Origin of the sequence: Acinetobacter sp. ANC 4218, assembly GCF_002135245.1 — a bacterium.
Classification (GTDB): Bacteria; Pseudomonadota; Gammaproteobacteria; order Pseudomonadales; family Moraxellaceae; genus Acinetobacter.
The window spans coordinates 129,038-146,506 of record NZ_NEGD01000009.1 but is presented as its reverse complement, the minus strand read 5'-3'; the positions used below and the strand labels follow the sequence as shown (position 1 = coordinate 146,506).

Sequence of the window (17,469 nt, the reverse complement as noted above, 5' to 3'; positions counted from 1 at the left end):
GTTATGCTCAATAAAATCATATTTTTTTTGCCGACCTTAGGTGGTGGTGGGGCAGAACGTACCGTGATTCAATTGGCCAATAATCTGGTGCAGCAGGGACGCAAAGTGGATGTGGTGGTCTGTGACATCAGCGGGGTAAAAGGCACATTACTGCCTGAAGTGGATCCGCAGATTCAATTGATTGATTTAAGCTGTGGCCGTGTTGCCAATGCCATTTTCCCACTCAAAAAACGCTTGCAAGCGGTGGACTATGATGTGCTGGTCGCGACCCAGACCCATACGAATATTATTGCTGCCCTGGCCAGACGTTTAGCCAAAAGTCAGGTCCGGTTGATTTTACGCGAGGTTTCCACCCCTTCAAAAAATTTGAAATTGCAGGGCTTGGCAAAGTGGCTGCTGAAAACCCTGGTCAAAATGACCTATCCAGCTGCCAGTCAGGTGGTCTGTGTGTCCAATGGCGTGCTGGATGATTTTCGTGAATATTATGCCTATTCCAAGAATAATTTAGTCACCATTTATAATCCGGTGATTGACGAGACCTATGCTGAAAAATTGCAGGTCGCGGTTGAGCATCGTTTCTTTCAGCCAGAACATAAAGTCATTCTGGCAGTCGGGCGTTTAACCGAAGCCAAAAATTTCGGTTTTTTGATTCGTTCTTTCCATGCCTTGTATCAACAGCACCCGGAAACCCGCTTGATTATTCTGGGAGAAGGGGAATTACGCGGTGAACTAGAGCAATTGGTTCATGACTTAAGCTTAAGCGATGTGGTTGATCTGCCCGGCTTTGATCCCAATCCCTATGCCTATTTTAAATATGCCGAGCTGTTTGTCTTGAGTTCCAACTGGGAAGGCTTGCCCGGGGTGCTGATTCAGGCTTTGGCCTCGAAAGTTAAAGTGGTGAGCACCAATTGCCCGAGCGGTCCAAAGGAAATTTTGGCGGATGCTAAATTTGGCTTACTGGTGGAATGTAATGATCAGGCGGGTATGACTGCGGCGATGCAGCAGGCGATTTTCGGTGAATATATCACGTATGATGACACTGAACTGGCTGCACATTGTCTGCAATTCCATAAACATACCGTGCAAAAGCGTTATTTGCAGCTGATGGAGCGCTCCGCATGAAGCAGCCGAAACCAACCATGGTGCATGTGATTACCAACTTTGCCGGAGTGGGTGGGGCAGAGATGATGCTGGCACGCCTGATTCAGCAGACCCGCGACCAGTATGCGCATGTGATTATCGCACTGATGAAAACATCGGAGGTGTATGCCGAAACCCTGGCGCAATGCCAGTCTTATTATGCATTGGGCTGGAACGGGCTGAATACACTGGGGACGATTGCTAAGCTGCGGCATTTGCTCAAGTCCATCGCGCCAAAAACGGTGCAATGCTGGATGTACCATGCCAATGTATTGACCAGCTTAAGTTGCATTGGTCTCAGTCCAAAACCCGAGATTTTTTGGGGCATTCATCATTCACTGGCCTCTCCCAAAGAAGAGTCGCTGAGTACCAAAGTCGCCCTGGTCATGAGTAAAGTTCTAGCTACGCAGCCCCAAGGCGTGATTTATTGCGCGCATTCATCCTTGCAACAGCATCAACGCTTTGGCCTGAAAAATAGCAATGCTCAGGTGATTGCCAATGGCGTGTTTCTGGACAAGTTCCAGCCCAATCCTGAACTGCATCAACCGATCAGCATTGGTTTTGCCGGACGTTATCATACGGCAAAAGGCTATCCGTATTTGTTTGCGACTCTGGCAAAACTGAAAGATCAGCCGATTATTTTTAAAATTGCCGGCAGTGGGGCAAGCTTAGAGAATCCCGAAGTCAAAGCCCTGTTTGAACAATTCGGGCTAGATAAAAACAAAGTGCATCTGCTCGATCAGGTTGCCGCCATGTCGGCATTTTATCAGTCGGTGGATGCCTTTTTGATGACCTCGATTACCGAAGGCTTTCCCAATGTGCTGGTCGAAGCGATGGCATCCGGTCTGCCCTGTATCAGTACCGATGTCGGCGATGCTAAATATATAGTTGATGAGCTGGGTGCCATTGTGCCGCCACGTGATCCGGAGGCGCTGGCCAAGGCCATTTTGGATTATGTCCATTCCAGCCAGGCGGAAAAATTACAGTTGAAACAAGCCAGCCGTGCACGGGTAGAACAACATTTTAGTATTGAAAGCGTGAGTCAGCAGTATCTGGACATGTGGAGACAAGGTGCATGAAGTTTTTGATGATTTGTAGCTATCTGCCTTCAGCATTGAACTTTAGAGGCAAACTGTTAGAAGCGATTCATGCTCAAGGTTATGAAATTCATGTGTTTGCACCGGACCTGACGGATTTTCCTGATGAATTAAAACAGTTGCAGCAGTTGGGTTATCAGGTTCATTGCATCCCCATGCAACGCGCAGGCACCAATCCACTGGCCGATCTCAAGCTGCTTCACACTCTGTATCAGATGATCCGGCAGGTTCAGCCGGATATGGTGCTGAGCTATACCATTAAACCGGTGATTTATGGCACCTTGGCGGCATGGTTGGCGCGGGTACCGAAACGCTTTGCCTTAATCACGGGCCTTGGCTATGCCTTTCAAAATATTGAATCGGGCAAACGCAGCTTTTTTCAAAAACTGGTGCATGGCTTATATGCCCAGGCACTGAAACATGCCGATAAAGTGTTTTTTCAGAATCCGGATGATTTAAAACTCTTTCAGGGCATGCAGCTATTGTCTGCAAACAAGCCAACTGTGGTAGTCAATGGTTCAGGGGTGAATGTACAGGATTTTGAGCTCATGCCTTTACCGCTCAATGAAGATGGACAAGTGAAAGCCTCATTCCTGTTGATTGCTCGATTACTCGGCGATAAAGGCGTGCGTGAATATGCCGAAGCGGCCCGCATTGTGAAAGCGCAATATCCTGAAACGGAATTTCATCTGGTCGGCTGGATCGATGACAATCCTTCTGCGATTTCACAAGCTGAGCTTGATACCTGGGTACAGGAAGAAACCGTGAAGTATTGGGGTAAACTGAGTGATGTACGTCCGGCTATCGCAGCAAGTTCGGTTTATGTATTGCCTTCTTACCGGGAAGGAACCCCACGTACCGTGCTGGAGGCCATGGCAATGGGTCGAGCCATTATTACCACCGATGCACCGGGCTGCCGTGAAACGGTGAGTAATGGCGTGAATGGGTATCTGGTCGGGGTTAAATCGGTCGATGATCTGGTGCAAAGCATGCAGTATTTTATTGAAGATCCCCAGCTGATTAGCTATATGGGACAGCGTTCCCGTGAAATGGCACTCAATAAATATGATGTGCATCAAGTGAACCGACATATGCTGACAGAAATGCAGATCATTGCTAAGCCATGACTGAGATGAATCAGCTGGACAGGATAAATAATTCAGAGATGGTCTTATGATCGTGAAATACATTAAAAGTGACTTGTATCGCTATACCGGAAAGATCAGCTTTAAACTCTTTTTAAAAAACTATTTGTTTAATCGTGGTTTTAACTTTTCAGTCTGGTTGCGACTCGCCAGTGCAAAATCCATTTGGGCAAAATTTGCCTATCCCATTTATTATTATAAGAAAAAGAAATATGGCATTGATATTCACATCACCACAAAGATTGGCTATGGCTTGTATATCGGTCATGGCGGTCCATTGGTGGTCAATCCCTCAACCGTCATTGGGAATAATGTAAATTTGTCGCAATTTAGCACCATTGGTGCGAATGGGGGCCGTCAGGCTGCCGAAATCGGCGATAATGTTTATATCGGTCCTCAGGTCTGTATTGTGAATCAGGTTAAAATTGGCTCCAATGCAACGATTGGTGCGGGCAGTGTCGTCACCAAGGATATTCCAGAAGGTGCCACCGCTGCGGGCAATTATGCAAAAGTGTTGCATATGAACAATCCGGGTGGATTGGTGAATAGGCGTTGGACTGATCTTTAATATATAAAATGAGTGAAATGAATGTTAAAGCGTGTTCTGGATGTCATGATTGCTTCGACGGCCTTGCTGCTGCTGTCCCCAGTCTATTTTTTTGTGGCCTATAAGGTACGTAAAAATTTAGGCTCACCGGTGCTGTTCCGTCAGCTACGTCCGGGACTGCATGGCAAACCCTTTGAAATGATCAAGTTTCGCAGCATGAAAGATGCGGTGGATGAAAATGGAAATCCATTACCTGACAGTGAGCGCCTCACCCCATTTGGTCAAATGCTGCGTGCTACCAGTCTGGATGAAATGCCGGAACTGTGGAATGTGATTAAAGGTGAGATGAGTATCGTTGGACCACGGCCACTGTTAATGGAATATCTGCCTTTATACAATAGCCAGCAGGCCAAGCGCCATAATGTGCGTCCCGGCATGACCGGACATGCACAGGTGAATGGCCGTAATACCATCAGCTGGGAAGAAAAATTCAAGCTTGATACCTGGTATGTCGAAAATCAGTCGCTGTGGCTGGACTTTAAAATTATGCTGAAAACCGTAAAAAAAGTACTTGCCAAGGATGACATCAGTGCCGAAGGCGAGGCAACCATGACAAAATTTACCGGCACACCGGAACAGAAAAATGACTAAACTCTATGCCATATATGGTGCTTCGGGCTGTGGGCGTAGCCTGATGCCAGTGGCACGGCAGCAACTGGCCCGTGAACAGGACCGTTCTGAAATTGTCTTTATTGATGATGCACAGACCGCCATCACCACGGTCAATGCTCATCGTGCCATGAATTATGCAAGCTTTCTGGCTGAACCCGCTGCGCAAAAACAGGTGCTGATTGCCATTGCCAATAGCCAAGTCCGTGAAAAAATCGCCAATCGCCTAGAAGCGGATGGTATTCAGCTCTGGTCAGTTATGGCAGATAATGTGGTGCTGATGGATGATGCCCAGATTGCAGCTGGTGCAGCCCTGAGTCCATTTGTGACTATTACCTCGAATATTAAAATTGGAAAATGCTTCCACGCCAATTTATACAGCTATGTCGAGCATGATTGCGTGATTGGGGATTTCGTTACCTTTGCGCCAGGGGTAAAATGCAACGGCAATATTCATATTCAAGACCACGCCTACATTGGTGCCGGTGCCATGATCAAGCAGGGCAGCCCCGGTCAACCTTTGGTTATCGGTCGTGGTGCGATTGTCGGTATGGGTGCCGTGGTGACCAAAAGTGTGCCGGCTGGCGTTACCGTGGTGGGCAATCCGGCGCGTATAGTTGAATCCAGATAGAATTTAAAGCTAGGAAAATTCCATGTTAAACAGTGCATTTGAGCCGTGGCCAAGTTTCACGCAATCAGAGGCAGATGCGGTTTCAAAAGTCCTTTTATCCAATAAAGTGAATTACTGGACCGGTCAGGAATGTCGTGAATTTGAAAAGGAATTTGCACAATTTGCCGGAACGGATTATGCCGTGGCTGTGGCGAATGGCACCGTAGCACTCGATCTGGCTTTAAAAGCACTGGGCATTGGTCAGGGTGATGATGTGATTGTCACCTCACGCACTTTTTTGGCTTCGGCAAGTTCAATTGTGACAGCCGGGGCCAATCCGGTTTTTGCCGATGTTGAACTGGATTCGCAAAACATTTCACGCCGTAGCATTGAAGCCGTACTCACACCAAATACCAAAGCGATTATCTGTGTGCATCTGGCCGGCTGGATGTGCGATATGGACCCGATCATGCAATTGGCCGAAGAACGTGGCCTTTATGTGATTGAAGACTGCGCCCAGGCGCATGGCGCGATGTATAAAGGCAAATCTGCCGGCTCGATTGGTCATATTGGCGCATGGTCCTTCTGTCAGGACAAGATCATGACCACGGGCGGTGAAGGCGGCATGGTCACCACCAACGATGAAGCACTTTGGAAAAAAATGTGGTCCTATAAAGATCACGGCAAGAACTTTGACAGCGTCTACAATACGCAGCATCCACCGGGATTCCGCTGGTTGCATGACTCCTTTGGCACCAACTGGCGCATGATGGAAATGCAGGCGGTGATTGGACGTTTGCAATTGCTGGAAATGCCGGCCTGGACAGAAAAACGTAATAAAAATATGGCACGTATTCAGGCAGCATTTGAAAATAGCCCATATTTTACCGTGGCAAAACCATCCAGTGATTATGTGCATGCAGCCTATAAATGTTATGTGCAAGTCAATGTCGATACCTTGCCAGAAGGCTGGTCACGCGACCGCATCATGGCAGAAATTAATGCGCTGAACGTACCATGTTTTAGCGGTTCATGTTCAGAGGTGTATCTGGAAAAAGCCTTTGAGGGAACCAGCTGGCGTCCGGCTGAAAGTTTGCCAAATGCGAAACGGTTGGGCGAGACCAGCCTCATGTTCTTGGTGCATCCAACTTTATCTGAGCAAAGCATGAATAAAACAGTGGATGCTATTCAGCAGGTCATTACTAAACTCTAAATGAGAAAAGGCGTATAATTTGCGCCTTGTTTAATTTTCTATTCCCTAAATTCGAGCGCCTTGTGAAAGACATTATTCGATCTATAGCATCTTTACCGCGTCGCCAAAAACAAGTCGTTTTGGTGCTGATGGATCTGTGTGTCTTGCCGCTCATGATGTGGCTGGCATATGCCATTCGTCTGGCACGCCCCAATGTTCAGGTGATGCAAGGCTTAGAAAGCTGGTATCTGTATATTGGCAGTCTAGGGGTGGCTATTTTTGCATTGCTGGGCATTTATAGTGCGATTGTCCGTTCGTTTAATGAAGATTACTTGTTACGGATATCCATAGGAACTTTTGTTCAGATTGTAGCGCTATATGCGATTAAAAAGCTGGATGTCGCCTTTATCCCGATGAGTATTCCGCTCATGTACGGTTTTATGCTGTTTTCTTACATGTGGTGGAGTCGTGCTGTCATTCGATATGCAACGATTAAAACCTTTGCCAAAAAACAGACCCGTAAACGTGTCGCAATATATGGTGCAGGACTTGCGGGTCAACAGATTGCAGCAGCCCTCAACCGTTCAGATGATTATCTGCCGGTTTGCTTTATTGATGATAAAAACTCCCTGCAAGGGCAATCTTTAAGTGGATTAAACATTTATTCCCCTAAACGTGCCCTGAATAAATTAGGTAAATTCGGTATTGAGGAAATCCTCCTGGCAATGCCTTCAGTGGGACGTGCGCGCAAAAAGGAGATCATTGAGTCGTTTGAATCTGCAGATGTCAAAATCATGGAATTGCCCGGTGTGACGCAACTGGTCGATGGTCAAGTACATGTCTCGGATATCCGTGAAGTCGATATTATCGATTTGCTGGGTCGTGATCCGGTGCCCCCCAAAGCTGAGTTACTTGAAAAAAACATTAAACATAAAGTGGTGATGGTGACCGGGGCAGGGGGCTCGATTGGCTCGGAACTGTGTCGCCAGATTGTCAAACATCAGCCGAAATGTCTCGTGTTGTTTGAAATGTCGGAGTTCGCGCTGTATTCGATTGACCGTGAGCTGCAAAATTCGGATATTCAGGTTGTCCCGGTTCTGGGTTCTGTCACCAATCAGGCCAAATTAGAACGTATTATTGCCGAATATCAGGTACAAACGGTTTATCATGCCGCAGCCTATAAGCATGTACCCTTAGTGGAAGCCAATCCGTTTGAAGGTATTTATAACACTTCGATTGGTACCGCACGCAGTGTTGATGCTGCGGTGAACCAAAAGGTGGAAACCTTTGTTTTAATTTCCACCGATAAAGCGGTGCGCCCGACCAATGTCATGGGTGCTTCGAAACGGATGGCGGAACTGTACTGTCAGGGTCTGGCTGCAACAAATCCGCAAACACAAATCAGTATAGTACGTTTTGGCAATGTCTTAGGTTCATCGGGTTCCGTGGTGCCGCTGTTTAAAAAGCAGATCGCCCAAGGCGGACCGGTCACGGTAACCCATCCTGAAGTGACGCGTTACTTTATGACCATTCCGGAGGCTGCACAGCTGGTGATTCAGGCAGGGGCCATGGGTACGGGCGGTGACGTATTTTTATTGGACATGGGAGAGCCGGTGAAAATTGTCGATTTGGCCAAACAGATGATTCGTTTAAGTGGTTTCCGCCCGATTGATGAAAATGGCATAGGGGATATCGAGATTCAGTTTACCGGACTGCGTCCCGGTGAGAAATTGTATGAAGAATTGTTAATTGATCAGGAAGATGTTGAAAATACACAGCATTCTCGAATATTAAAGTCATATGAAAAATATTATTCATGGCAAGAGATTTTAAGCGTTTTTGATCATTTAAATATGCTTAGCAGAGAAACTACTGAAATAAAATTGCTATATATGTTATTAAATAAATATGTTTCAGGTTTTAATCGGTAATGAGATTTTTAATACTTGATTTTTTTTTAAATTATTAAAATAGTTAATAATTTAATTCTAATCTCTCTAATTAAATTCTTAAAAAATCCAAGAGAACCTTTACAATTATTCCTTTTAAAATTTAATTCATATAAATATTTTTATAATTATTCATTTGAAAAATCTGCTATATTATGCGCTGATTTTAATAATCTCTTAATTACATAATATATTACATAGGCTTAAGTGGATGTTACAGCTTTCTGAACTAAAAATTGCGATTATTGGGCTAGGTTATGTAGGTTTACCCTTAGCTGTAGAGTTTGGAAAACAGGTTTCTGTTGTTGGTTTTGATATTCATCAAAAGCGTATTGATGAATTAAAAAGCGGTCAAGACCATACCTTAGAGGTCTCGCCTGAAGAATTAAAACAATCTACTCATTTAACCTATACTGCAAATTTAGAAGATTTAAAAGACTGCAACTTCTTTATTGTGACGGTGCCGACCCCGATTGATGAATATAAACAGCCGGATCTGACTCCACTGGTCAAAGCCTCGCAGAGTATTGGTAAAGTGCTGAAAAAAGACGATATTGTTGTTTATGAGTCAACGGTTTATCCGGGAGCTACTGAAGAGGTGTGCATTCCTGAACTGGAAAAAGTTTCGGGCTTGAAATTTAATCAGGATTTCTTTGCCGGTTATAGCCCAGAGCGCATTAATCCGGGTGACAAATTGCACCGCGTGACCAATATTCTCAAAATCACTTCAGGTTCTACGCCTGAAGTCGCTGATTTTGTCGATCAGGTTTATAACCTGATTATTGAAGCAGGTACACATAAAGCCACCAGCATTAAAGTAGCGGAAGCGGCTAAAGTGATTGAAAACACCCAACGTGATGTGAACATTGCACTAATCAATGAGCTGGCTGTGATCTTTAATAAAATGGGGATTGATACTGAAGCGGTACTGCAAGCCGCAGGCACGAAATGGAATTTTTTACCATTCCGTCCGGGTCTGGTCGGCGGGCATTGTATCGGGGTGGATCCGTACTATCTCACCCATAAAGCGCAAGCGATTGGTTATCACCCTGAAATTATTTTGGCCGGCCGCCGTCTGAATGATGGCATGGGTGCCTATGTGGTGACTCAGCTGGTGAAAGGCATGCTGAAAAAACGCATTCAGGTGGAAGATGCCAAGGTGCTGATTCTGGGCTTGAGTTTTAAAGAAAATTGCCCCGATATTCGTAATACTCGTATTATCGATATTGTTCAAGAACTTCAAGAATACAATATTAATGTTGATGTATATGACCCTTGGGTAGATGCTGAAGAAGCACAACATAAATATGGCATCAATCCAATTTCGACTCTCGAAAATTGTAAATATGATGCGGTCATTCTCGCGGTTGCCCATGAAGAATTTAAAGTGATGGGAAGTGATGCAATTCGAGCTTTAGGTAAAGAAAGTCATGTGCTTTATGACTTAAAATATGTCCTATCACAAGATGATTCAGATATACGTTTATAACGATTATGACTAATATATTAATTAAAAAAATAGCAATCCTATTGGGTGGTAATTTAGGTGCTCAAATAATTACTATATTATCTATGATGGTAATTACTAGAATATATCAACCTGAATCTTTTGGATTATATAGTATTTTTGTATCATTGATTTCTGTATTAATACCCATTAGTACGGTGTGTTTAACATTAGCATTTTTCTTGGAGTCTAAAGAGAGTAATTTAAAAAAAATATTTAATACTAATATTTTTTTAGCCTTATGTTTCTTTGTTTTTTTAAGTTGTTTAATATTTATTATAAAATTAACAAATTTCATCAGCGCGAAATTTATAAATGATTTAGGCTCTTTAATTTATTTAGTCCCTATTAGTGTGCTTTTAGGTTCATTATATGATAATTATTATCAATACTCTCTTAAATTAGAAAAATATAATAAAATTTCAAAATCAGTTTTATTTTCATCTTTTTTATCTAATATATATAAAATAATTTCAGGGTATGGAGTTGCTATTACGATAAATTTGGTTTTTGGTTATTTTTTAAACTACATTTTGCAAATAATAATTTTGTTAAAAAGTAACATATTACCAAAAATTAAAATTCATAAATATGATGTAAAATATACTATTTCAAAATATAAATTGCTAATTTTTTTTAGAACTCCTCAAGTTTTTTTAAGTACGATAAGCGAATTTATACCAATATTATTTTTGGCAAATTATTATGGAGCGAAAGAAGTTGGATATTACTCATTAGCAAGATCCATATTGTCAGCACCTACGGTTTTAGTTGGTAAAAGTATTACGGATGTTTTTTTATCTAAATTATCATTAGATTTAAATAATAATTTAAATATAAATAAAATTTTAGTGAAATCTGTAATTGTTTCATTTTTTATTTCGGTTCTTATATATCTACCATTTATTTTTTATGGAGATTGGTTATTTTCTTTGATATTTGGTAATAAATGGGAAGAATCTGGTAAATTAGCATCAGTAATGTGTTTTTGGTTAATAGGTGTATTGTCTACAAGAACAATAGTTGCAGCAATGACGGTAAAAAATTTACAAAAAAAATATTTAGCTTTTGAAATCGTTTTTTTATTTTTTAAAATTTTAATTTTATTTTTTGGGGTCGAAAGTTTTACCAGTTATATTGATGTAATCTTAGGTTTTAGTCTGATTAATTTTTTATTTTATTTCATGTTAATTTTTTTGTGTATTTTCTCTAAGGATTAAGAAGTGAAAAAAGTTCTTTTATTAAACTCATTGTATTATCCAAATATTGGTGGAGTTGAAAATAGTATTAAGGAAATTTCTAAAGTTCTAATAGAAGAAGGCTATAGTGTAGATTTAATTTGCAGTGATAGGAATTATGTTAATACAGACTCTTTGAAAAAAGAAGAATATTTTCAAAATATTAATATAATGAGATATAATTATCCATATGGTATTTTTGGATTGTTTTTTCAGTTTATAAACTTGTTAATAGTTCTTATAAAAAATAGAAAAAAATATGACTATATAATAAGTAGAGATCATAATTTAACATTTTTTGCCTCATTTATATATGGATTTAAAATCTCATATATTATACCTGCTGTTGTTTTTTATCAGAATGAGGGTGGAGTTAAAAAATATTTGAATTGCGTAATACAGTTGCTAAGCTTCATAATGGCTAAAGAAATTTTTGTATTTAGTGGAAAGGTAGGAGAACAGGTAAAAAAACAAATTTTATGCTTAAGAAAAACTTCATTATTGAGAGTTGGAGTTGATAAATTTAAATTTAAATTTAAAGCAGAGCAAAGAGAAAAAATTTATAAAGAGTTAGATGTTGATAAAGATAAAAAAATTATATTATGTTTAGGTCGTTTTTCAGAAGTTAAAAATTTTGATATGGCAATTGATGCTATGAATTATTTAAGTGATGAGTATTTGTTACTAATTGTGGGTGCAGGACCTGAATTGGGTAAATATAAAAAAAATATTGTAAAATATAAGCTTGAAAATAAAATAAAAATTTACGGAGCAACCAAAGAGCCAGAGAAATTCTATGCGATTTCAAATATTTTTTTGATGATTTCAAGATATGAAGCGTTTGGACAAGTATTACTAGAAGCAACAGCAGCAGGAAATAAAATAGTAGCATTTGACTGCTCTGAAAGTAAAACATCAGTTAAGGAAATTTTTGGTAATTCTTCATTTGTTGAATATTGTAAAAAATATGAAAGTAAATCTTTAGCAGAATCAATAATTTTTTGTAACGATAAAAAAGTTATTAATTCTGATTATGATAAAATTTTATCTTCATATTCATGGCAAAAAATGGTTAATCAAATTTTAAATTAAAAAATTAGTGTTAAATTTACTTTTAAAATAAATGGAATGAAGTTGGTTGTAAATGAAATTGAAAGATAAAAATTTTTTAAATTTAGCAATACTATTGATTGCTTTATCAGTTCCATTTTCATATATAGATTTATTTGGGATTAGGATTTTTCCATTTATATTATTGTGTGCTTTTTTGTTTTTATTTCGTTTTTTAGGAAATCCTGTCTCTGTACGTAATTTTTATTTTTTTTCTAGCTTGCTATTTATAGTTTTTTTTATGTCTGTTTACTCTGGAAATTACAATTCTGTATTTGGTGTTTTATTTTTTTATTTTTTGTCTTATTGGACTTTATTTTTAGAAAAAAAATATATTGAAGAAAGTGTTTATTTTAAATTGATAAAATTTTATATATTTAGTGCTCTTTTTTTAGGTATTGGTGTTTTTCTTCAAAATTATTTTTATAATAACTTTGGAATTTTATTTGGAAAAATTGACGAATATAGTGATCGAATTGGTTTTGGTTTTATATGGAGTGATTATAGTTTTTTATCTTTATTTATAGTTTCAGCTATTCCATTGATTTTTTATTTTAAAATTAATTTTTTATATAAATTTATTTTAGCTGTTATTTTAATTTATACTTCATACTTAACGACAGCTAGAACTGGTATATTTTCTTTATTTGTATTTGTATTTGTATTTGTATTTGTATTTGTGTTTAAAATTACTGCTTTTAAGCATAGATTTAATTTTTCAACCATATTTTTATTTTTATTTTTTATTTTAATTTTTTCGGGTTTTTTTGTTAATTTCTATTTGGGAAATAGTGAATCTAGGTTTTTAAGTCTGGATTCAAATGGTAGGATTGAAGACTATTATATTGCTCTAGAATTTTTTAAAGAAAACTGGTTGTTTGGGTCTTTTTATGATACAGCCTTATATAGAAAAGAAGCGGCTATAGTTCCTCATAATATTTTTATTTTTAATTTGGTTTTAGGCGGAATATTTATATTTTCATTTTTTATTTTATGGTATTTTGATTTATTGGTTTATTACTACAAATTAAGAAAAGAAAAAATTTTTTATTCTTTTTTAATTTGTCTGATTGGCTTTCAATTTATTCCTGCGGTTTTTACAGCATATTTCTTCTCTTTTTTGTTATCAATTATGTTTTTTAGGTTAAGATTTTTGAGGTTAAATAATTTAAAATGAATATTTTATATGTGATAACTGGTCTTGGCGGGGGCGGTGCTGAAAAAGTCGTCTGTGATCTTGCGGACAAAATGCATAATTTTGGACATCAAGTAAAGATTGTTTATTTAAAAGGTCGAAAAATAACAGTAAAACCTCAATCTAATGATATAGAGCTTATATATTTGGGTTTGGAAAACTTGATAAGTTTTTATAGTGCATCAGTCAAACTAAAAAAAATTATCAATGAGTTTAAACCTGATGTAATTCACTCTCATATGGTGCATGCAAATCTTTTTGTGAGATTAAACCGGTTATTTGTATTAATGCCAAAATTGATATGTACGGCGCATAATGCAAATGAAGGTGGTTATATCAGAATGAAGCTTTATTCGCTTACTAATAATTTTTCAGATTTAGATACCAATGTTAGTAAAGAAGCTCTAGAAAGATTTATTAACATAAAAGCTTTCGATGAAAAATCAGTTGCTATATATAATGGAATTGATTTGAAAAAATTTAAATTTTCCAAAAAAAATAGAGGGAATGTCATCAATATTTTGGCAGTAGGAAGATTAACTGAGCAAAAAGATTATCCAAATTTTTTAAAAGCATTATCATTACTGCCTAATAAATCAATAATTAGTGTAAAAATTGTTGGTGATGGTAGCGAGAGAAGCAATATTCAAAAATTAATTTCTGAATATAAATTAGAAAATACTGTTGAAATGTTAGGGCGACGAGAAGATATTCCTCAACTTTTTTCAAAAGCTGATATTTTTGTTTTATCTTCCTTATATGAGGGGTTTGGGTTAGTAGTGGCTGAAGCTATGGCTTCTAATACTTTTGTTGTTGCTACAGATTGTGGTGGTGTTAAGGAGGTCATGGGAGGTCATGGTATTCTTGTTCCTCCTAAAGATAGTGACGCTTTAGCCAAGGGAATCTTATCTGCGATAAATTTATCTGATGAGAAAATTTGTATAAACAATTCTGAAGCTAGGAATCATGTATCGAATAACTTTGATATAGATAAAATCGTTGAACAGTGGTTAGAAGTTTATGAAAAATAAAAATATTTTTTTTGTAGGTACAACAGCATCTAATTTATATCTTTTCCGCAAAGATTTTATCGTTTCTTGTATCAATAAAGGTTATCAAGTTTACGCTTTAGTCTCTGAATATGATGATACTTGGTTAGAAAAAATAAAAAGTTTGGGTGCAGTGGTTATTACGTATGAGTTAAGTCGTAGTGGACTTAATCCTTTTCATGATTTAAAAACACTTTTTCAATTAAAGAAAATTTTTTCAACCTATCAACCAGATATTGTATTTTCTTTCTTCACTAAGCCTGTGATTTATGGTTCATTCGCGGCTCGTTTATCTAATGTTCCCAATGTTGTTGGTATGATCGAAGGATTAGGTTCACCTTTTACTGAACATCCTCAGGGTCAATTATTCAAAATGAAACTGGTTCAATTTTTTCAAGTTTCACTTTATAGAGTTGTATTTCCATTTATAGATAAAATTATTTTTTTAAATGAGGATGATCCAAAGGATTTAGTTGTTTCAAAAAAAATATATCATCGTAAAAATGCAATTCAAGTCCTCGGTGGAATTGGATTAAATCTCGAAGATTATCCATATAGTCCTTGGGATATATCATCCAATATCTCATTTGTGATTGTCGCAAGATTATTGGTTGAAAAAGGTATTTATGAATATTTAGCAGCTGCTAAAATTGTAAAAGAAAAATATCCGAATGTTTATTTTAAAATTATTGGTAGTTTAGATACACAAAATCCGTCGGGACTTACACAAGATGAATTAGATAATGTGATTCAATCTGGTGTGATTGAATATAAAGGTTTTACTAACCAAATTGCTGAAGAATTAAAAAATTCTAGTGTCTTTGTTTTACCTTCGTATCGTGAGGGGGTTCCTCGTAGTACTCAGGAGGCTATGGCAATTGGACGGCCTGTAATTACTACTGATGTTCCAGGGTGCAGAGATACTGTCATTGATGGTGTAAATGGATTTCTGACTCCTAAATGGGATGTAAATGCATTAGCGAATAAAATGATGTATTTTATTGAACACCCAGAGCAAATTAATATTATGGGACAAGAAAGTTATAAAATGGCTCGAGATAAATTTGATGCTGAAAAGGTAAATATTAAGTTGTTGAGAATAATGGACATATGTAATTGATACGAAAAAGGTTATTTTATTATTCTGATTTTTTATATTTTACTTTATAAATAGAAAATTTTTGAAATAATTTTATCACCTAAATTATGTACCACAACATATTGTACAATGTGTGATACATTTATATTCCATTTTAGTAAATAATTGGAAATCTCAGTATATAATTGAAAGCTGTAAAGATATGTAAAAACTTTCATTGTGGAATAGTTTTTACTATTTTTTCCTCGTGAAATTCACAGTATACTTCACGTTAAGCTTAAAATATTTTAAAGCTCTAAATGCTACAGAAACTAACAGTTAGATAAAATTTCAGTGCTCATATTTTTTAATCTGATGAGTAAACTTGATTATTTAAGGGTAGGGTAGGGGTAATGAAACGACTCTTGGATATTATTATTGCCATTTTAGCATTAATTGTCTTATCTCCGATATTTCTATTGGTATCTCACAAAGTAAAAAGAAATCTAGGTTCACCAATTTTCTTCTTACAAGAACGTCCAGGTAAGAACGGTAAACATTTTAAAATGATCAAGTTTCGTTCTATGAAGGATGCAGTAGATAAAGAAGGGAATCCTTTACCAGATGAACATCGAATAACGCCATTTGGTCAAAAACTTAGATCTACCAGTTTGGATGAAATGCCTCAGCTCATTAATGTTTTAAAAGGTGATATGAGTATTGTAGGTCCTCGTCCTATGCTTAAAGAATTTGTTGAGCTTTATTCACCTGAACAAGCACGTCGTTTGGAAGTTCGTCCTGGTATGACTGGACTAGCTCAAATTAGTGGTCGAAATGAACTGGATTATGAAGAACGTTTTAAGTGTGATGTGTGGTATGTAGATAATCATTCTGTTTTAGTTGATTTTAAAATTATGTGGAAAACAGTGGGTGTCATGACTAAGCGAGAAGGGATTAATGCCCCTGGACATGTGGGTCCATCTTTATTTAAAGGTAATGCCCCTCAAGTTCAGTCTGAAAAAGTAGAATCTTAAACTTCACATCAAAAGTTACATTTTAAGTTATGATCAAAAAAGCCATTCTCCCGGTTGCAGGCCTCGGCACACGTTTTTTACCTGCAAGCAAATCCATCCCTAAAGAAATGGTCACCGTGGTTGACCGTCCTGCGATTGAATATGTAGTGAAAGAAGCTGTGGCAGCTGGGATTGAACAAATCATCTTGGTGACTCACTCTTCCAAAGCCTCCATTGAAAACTATTTTGACCGGAACTTTGAGCTGGAAACAACGCTTGAAAACAAAAAGAAATTCGATTTACTTAAAGAAATTACCGAGATTTTACCCCCGCATGTCAGTGTGATTAGCGTACGTCAGCCACAACCACTTGGTCTAGGTCATGCCGTGCTCTGTGCGAAAGCAGTGATTGGAGAAGATGACTTTGCAGTTTTACTGCCTGATGTATTGGTGAAAGATTCTGATCCAGTCAATGACCTCAGTTTGATGATTCAGCGTTTTAATTCATCTCAAGCTTCACAAATTATGGTGGAAGCTGTGCCAGATCATCAGGTCGATCAATACGGTATTGTCGATGTTGCAAGCTCACCTTTAGAAGGTGAAAGTAGCGTAATGCAAGGGATTGTGGAAAAACCGGCAGTCGGTACTGCACCCTCTAATCTTTCCGTCGTGGGGCGTTATGTCCTGCCTGCCAAAATTATGCAATTATTGGAAAATACCCCGAAAGGTGCAGGGAACGAAATTCAGTTAACCGATGCGATTGCGGAATTACAAAAGACGGAAACGGTTGAAGCCTATCGAATGAAAGGTCAAACCTTTGACTGCGGCAGCAAACTGGGTTATCTCAAAGCCGTGTTACATTATGGTGTAGATCATCCTAAATTGGGTGAGGACTTTAAAGCACTCATTCGGGAACTTGCATTATAAGGCG

At 38.0% G+C, this 17,469-nt stretch carries 16 protein-coding genes; all 16 read left to right on the top strand.

Features of this window, described 5'->3' with window-relative positions; all coding sequences use genetic code 11:
- Window positions 1-3: 3 nt before the first annotated feature.
- Window positions 4-1,122, top strand: a complete 1,119-nt coding sequence (locus B9T38_RS10465) for a glycosyltransferase (protein WP_086196744.1) — start codon at window positions 4-6, stop codon at window positions 1,120-1,122.
- The gene (locus B9T38_RS10460) at window positions 1,119-2,219 is read left to right on the top strand and encodes a glycosyltransferase (protein WP_086196743.1); all 1,101 of its coding nucleotides are present in this window, start codon (window positions 1,119-1,121) and stop codon (window positions 2,217-2,219) included. Before B9T38_RS10465 ends, B9T38_RS10460 begins: the two co-directional genes overlap by 4 nt.
- The gene (locus tag B9T38_RS10455) at window positions 2,216-3,364 is read left to right on the top strand and encodes a glycosyltransferase family 4 protein (RefSeq protein WP_086196742.1); all 1,149 of its coding nucleotides are present in this window, start codon (window positions 2,216-2,218) and stop codon (window positions 3,362-3,364) included. Before B9T38_RS10460 ends, B9T38_RS10455 begins: the two co-directional genes overlap by 4 nt.
- A gap of 46 nt (window positions 3,365-3,410) precedes the next feature.
- A complete protein-coding gene (locus tag B9T38_RS10450) occupies window positions 3,411-3,950 on the top strand; it encodes a serine O-acetyltransferase (RefSeq protein WP_086196741.1) in 540 nt (179 codons plus the stop codon).
- 21 nt (window positions 3,951-3,971) lie between these two features.
- Window positions 3,972-4,580 carry a sugar transferase gene (locus B9T38_RS10445; protein ID WP_086196740.1) on the top strand — a complete coding sequence of 203 codons (609 nt, stop codon included), beginning with the start codon at window positions 3,972-3,974 and terminating at the stop codon, window positions 4,578-4,580.
- Window positions 4,573-5,229: a NeuD/PglB/VioB family sugar acetyltransferase gene (locus B9T38_RS10440; RefSeq protein ID WP_086196739.1), complete on the top strand. Its 657-nt coding sequence runs from the start codon at window positions 4,573-4,575 to the stop codon at window positions 5,227-5,229. Before B9T38_RS10445 ends, B9T38_RS10440 begins: the two co-directional genes overlap by 8 nt.
- A gap of 22 nt (window positions 5,230-5,251) precedes the next feature.
- Window positions 5,252-6,421, top strand: a complete 1,170-nt coding sequence (locus B9T38_RS10435) for a DegT/DnrJ/EryC1/StrS family aminotransferase (protein ID WP_086196738.1) — start codon at window positions 5,252-5,254, stop codon at window positions 6,419-6,421.
- Between the two features lie 62 nt (window positions 6,422-6,483).
- Window positions 6,484-8,331 carry a polysaccharide biosynthesis protein gene (locus tag B9T38_RS10430; RefSeq protein WP_251992225.1) on the top strand — a complete coding sequence of 616 codons (1,848 nt, stop codon included), beginning with the start codon at window positions 6,484-6,486 and terminating at the stop codon, window positions 8,329-8,331.
- A 229-nt stretch (window positions 8,332-8,560) separates the two neighbouring features.
- Window positions 8,561-9,838, top strand: a complete 1,278-nt coding sequence (tviB, locus tag B9T38_RS10425; RefSeq protein ID WP_086196737.1) for a Vi polysaccharide biosynthesis UDP-N-acetylglucosamine C-6 dehydrogenase TviB — start codon at window positions 8,561-8,563, stop codon at window positions 9,836-9,838.
- A gap of 5 nt (window positions 9,839-9,843) precedes the next feature.
- A complete protein-coding gene (locus tag B9T38_RS10420) occupies window positions 9,844-11,076 on the top strand; it encodes a lipopolysaccharide biosynthesis protein (protein ID WP_086196736.1) in 1,233 nt (410 codons plus the stop codon).
- 3 nt (window positions 11,077-11,079) lie between these two features.
- Window positions 11,080-12,186, top strand: coding sequence for a glycosyltransferase (locus B9T38_RS10415; RefSeq protein ID WP_086196735.1), 1,107 nt, complete (start codon window positions 11,080-11,082; stop codon window positions 12,184-12,186).
- Window positions 12,187-12,238: 52 nt separating this feature from the next.
- Window positions 12,239-13,381: an O-antigen ligase family protein gene (locus B9T38_RS10410; protein WP_086196734.1), complete on the top strand. Its 1,143-nt coding sequence runs from the start codon at window positions 12,239-12,241 to the stop codon at window positions 13,379-13,381.
- Complete coding sequence (locus tag B9T38_RS10405; RefSeq protein WP_086196733.1) at window positions 13,378-14,430, top strand: glycosyltransferase; 1,053 nt, start codon at window positions 13,378-13,380, stop codon at window positions 14,428-14,430. Before B9T38_RS10410 ends, B9T38_RS10405 begins: the two co-directional genes overlap by 4 nt.
- On the top strand, window positions 14,420-15,568 hold the full coding sequence (locus B9T38_RS10400) for a glycosyltransferase family 4 protein (RefSeq protein WP_086196732.1): 1,149 nt from the start codon (window positions 14,420-14,422) through the stop codon (window positions 15,566-15,568). The genes B9T38_RS10405 and B9T38_RS10400 overlap by 11 nt, the downstream gene beginning before the upstream one ends.
- 371 nt (window positions 15,569-15,939) lie before the next feature.
- A complete protein-coding gene (locus B9T38_RS10395; protein WP_086196731.1) occupies window positions 15,940-16,560 on the top strand; it encodes a sugar transferase in 621 nt (206 codons plus the stop codon).
- A gap of 29 nt (window positions 16,561-16,589) precedes the next feature.
- Window positions 16,590-17,465, top strand: a complete 876-nt coding sequence (galU, locus tag B9T38_RS10390; protein WP_086196730.1) for a UTP--glucose-1-phosphate uridylyltransferase GalU — start codon at window positions 16,590-16,592, stop codon at window positions 17,463-17,465.
- Window positions 17,466-17,469: the final 4 nt, after the last annotated feature.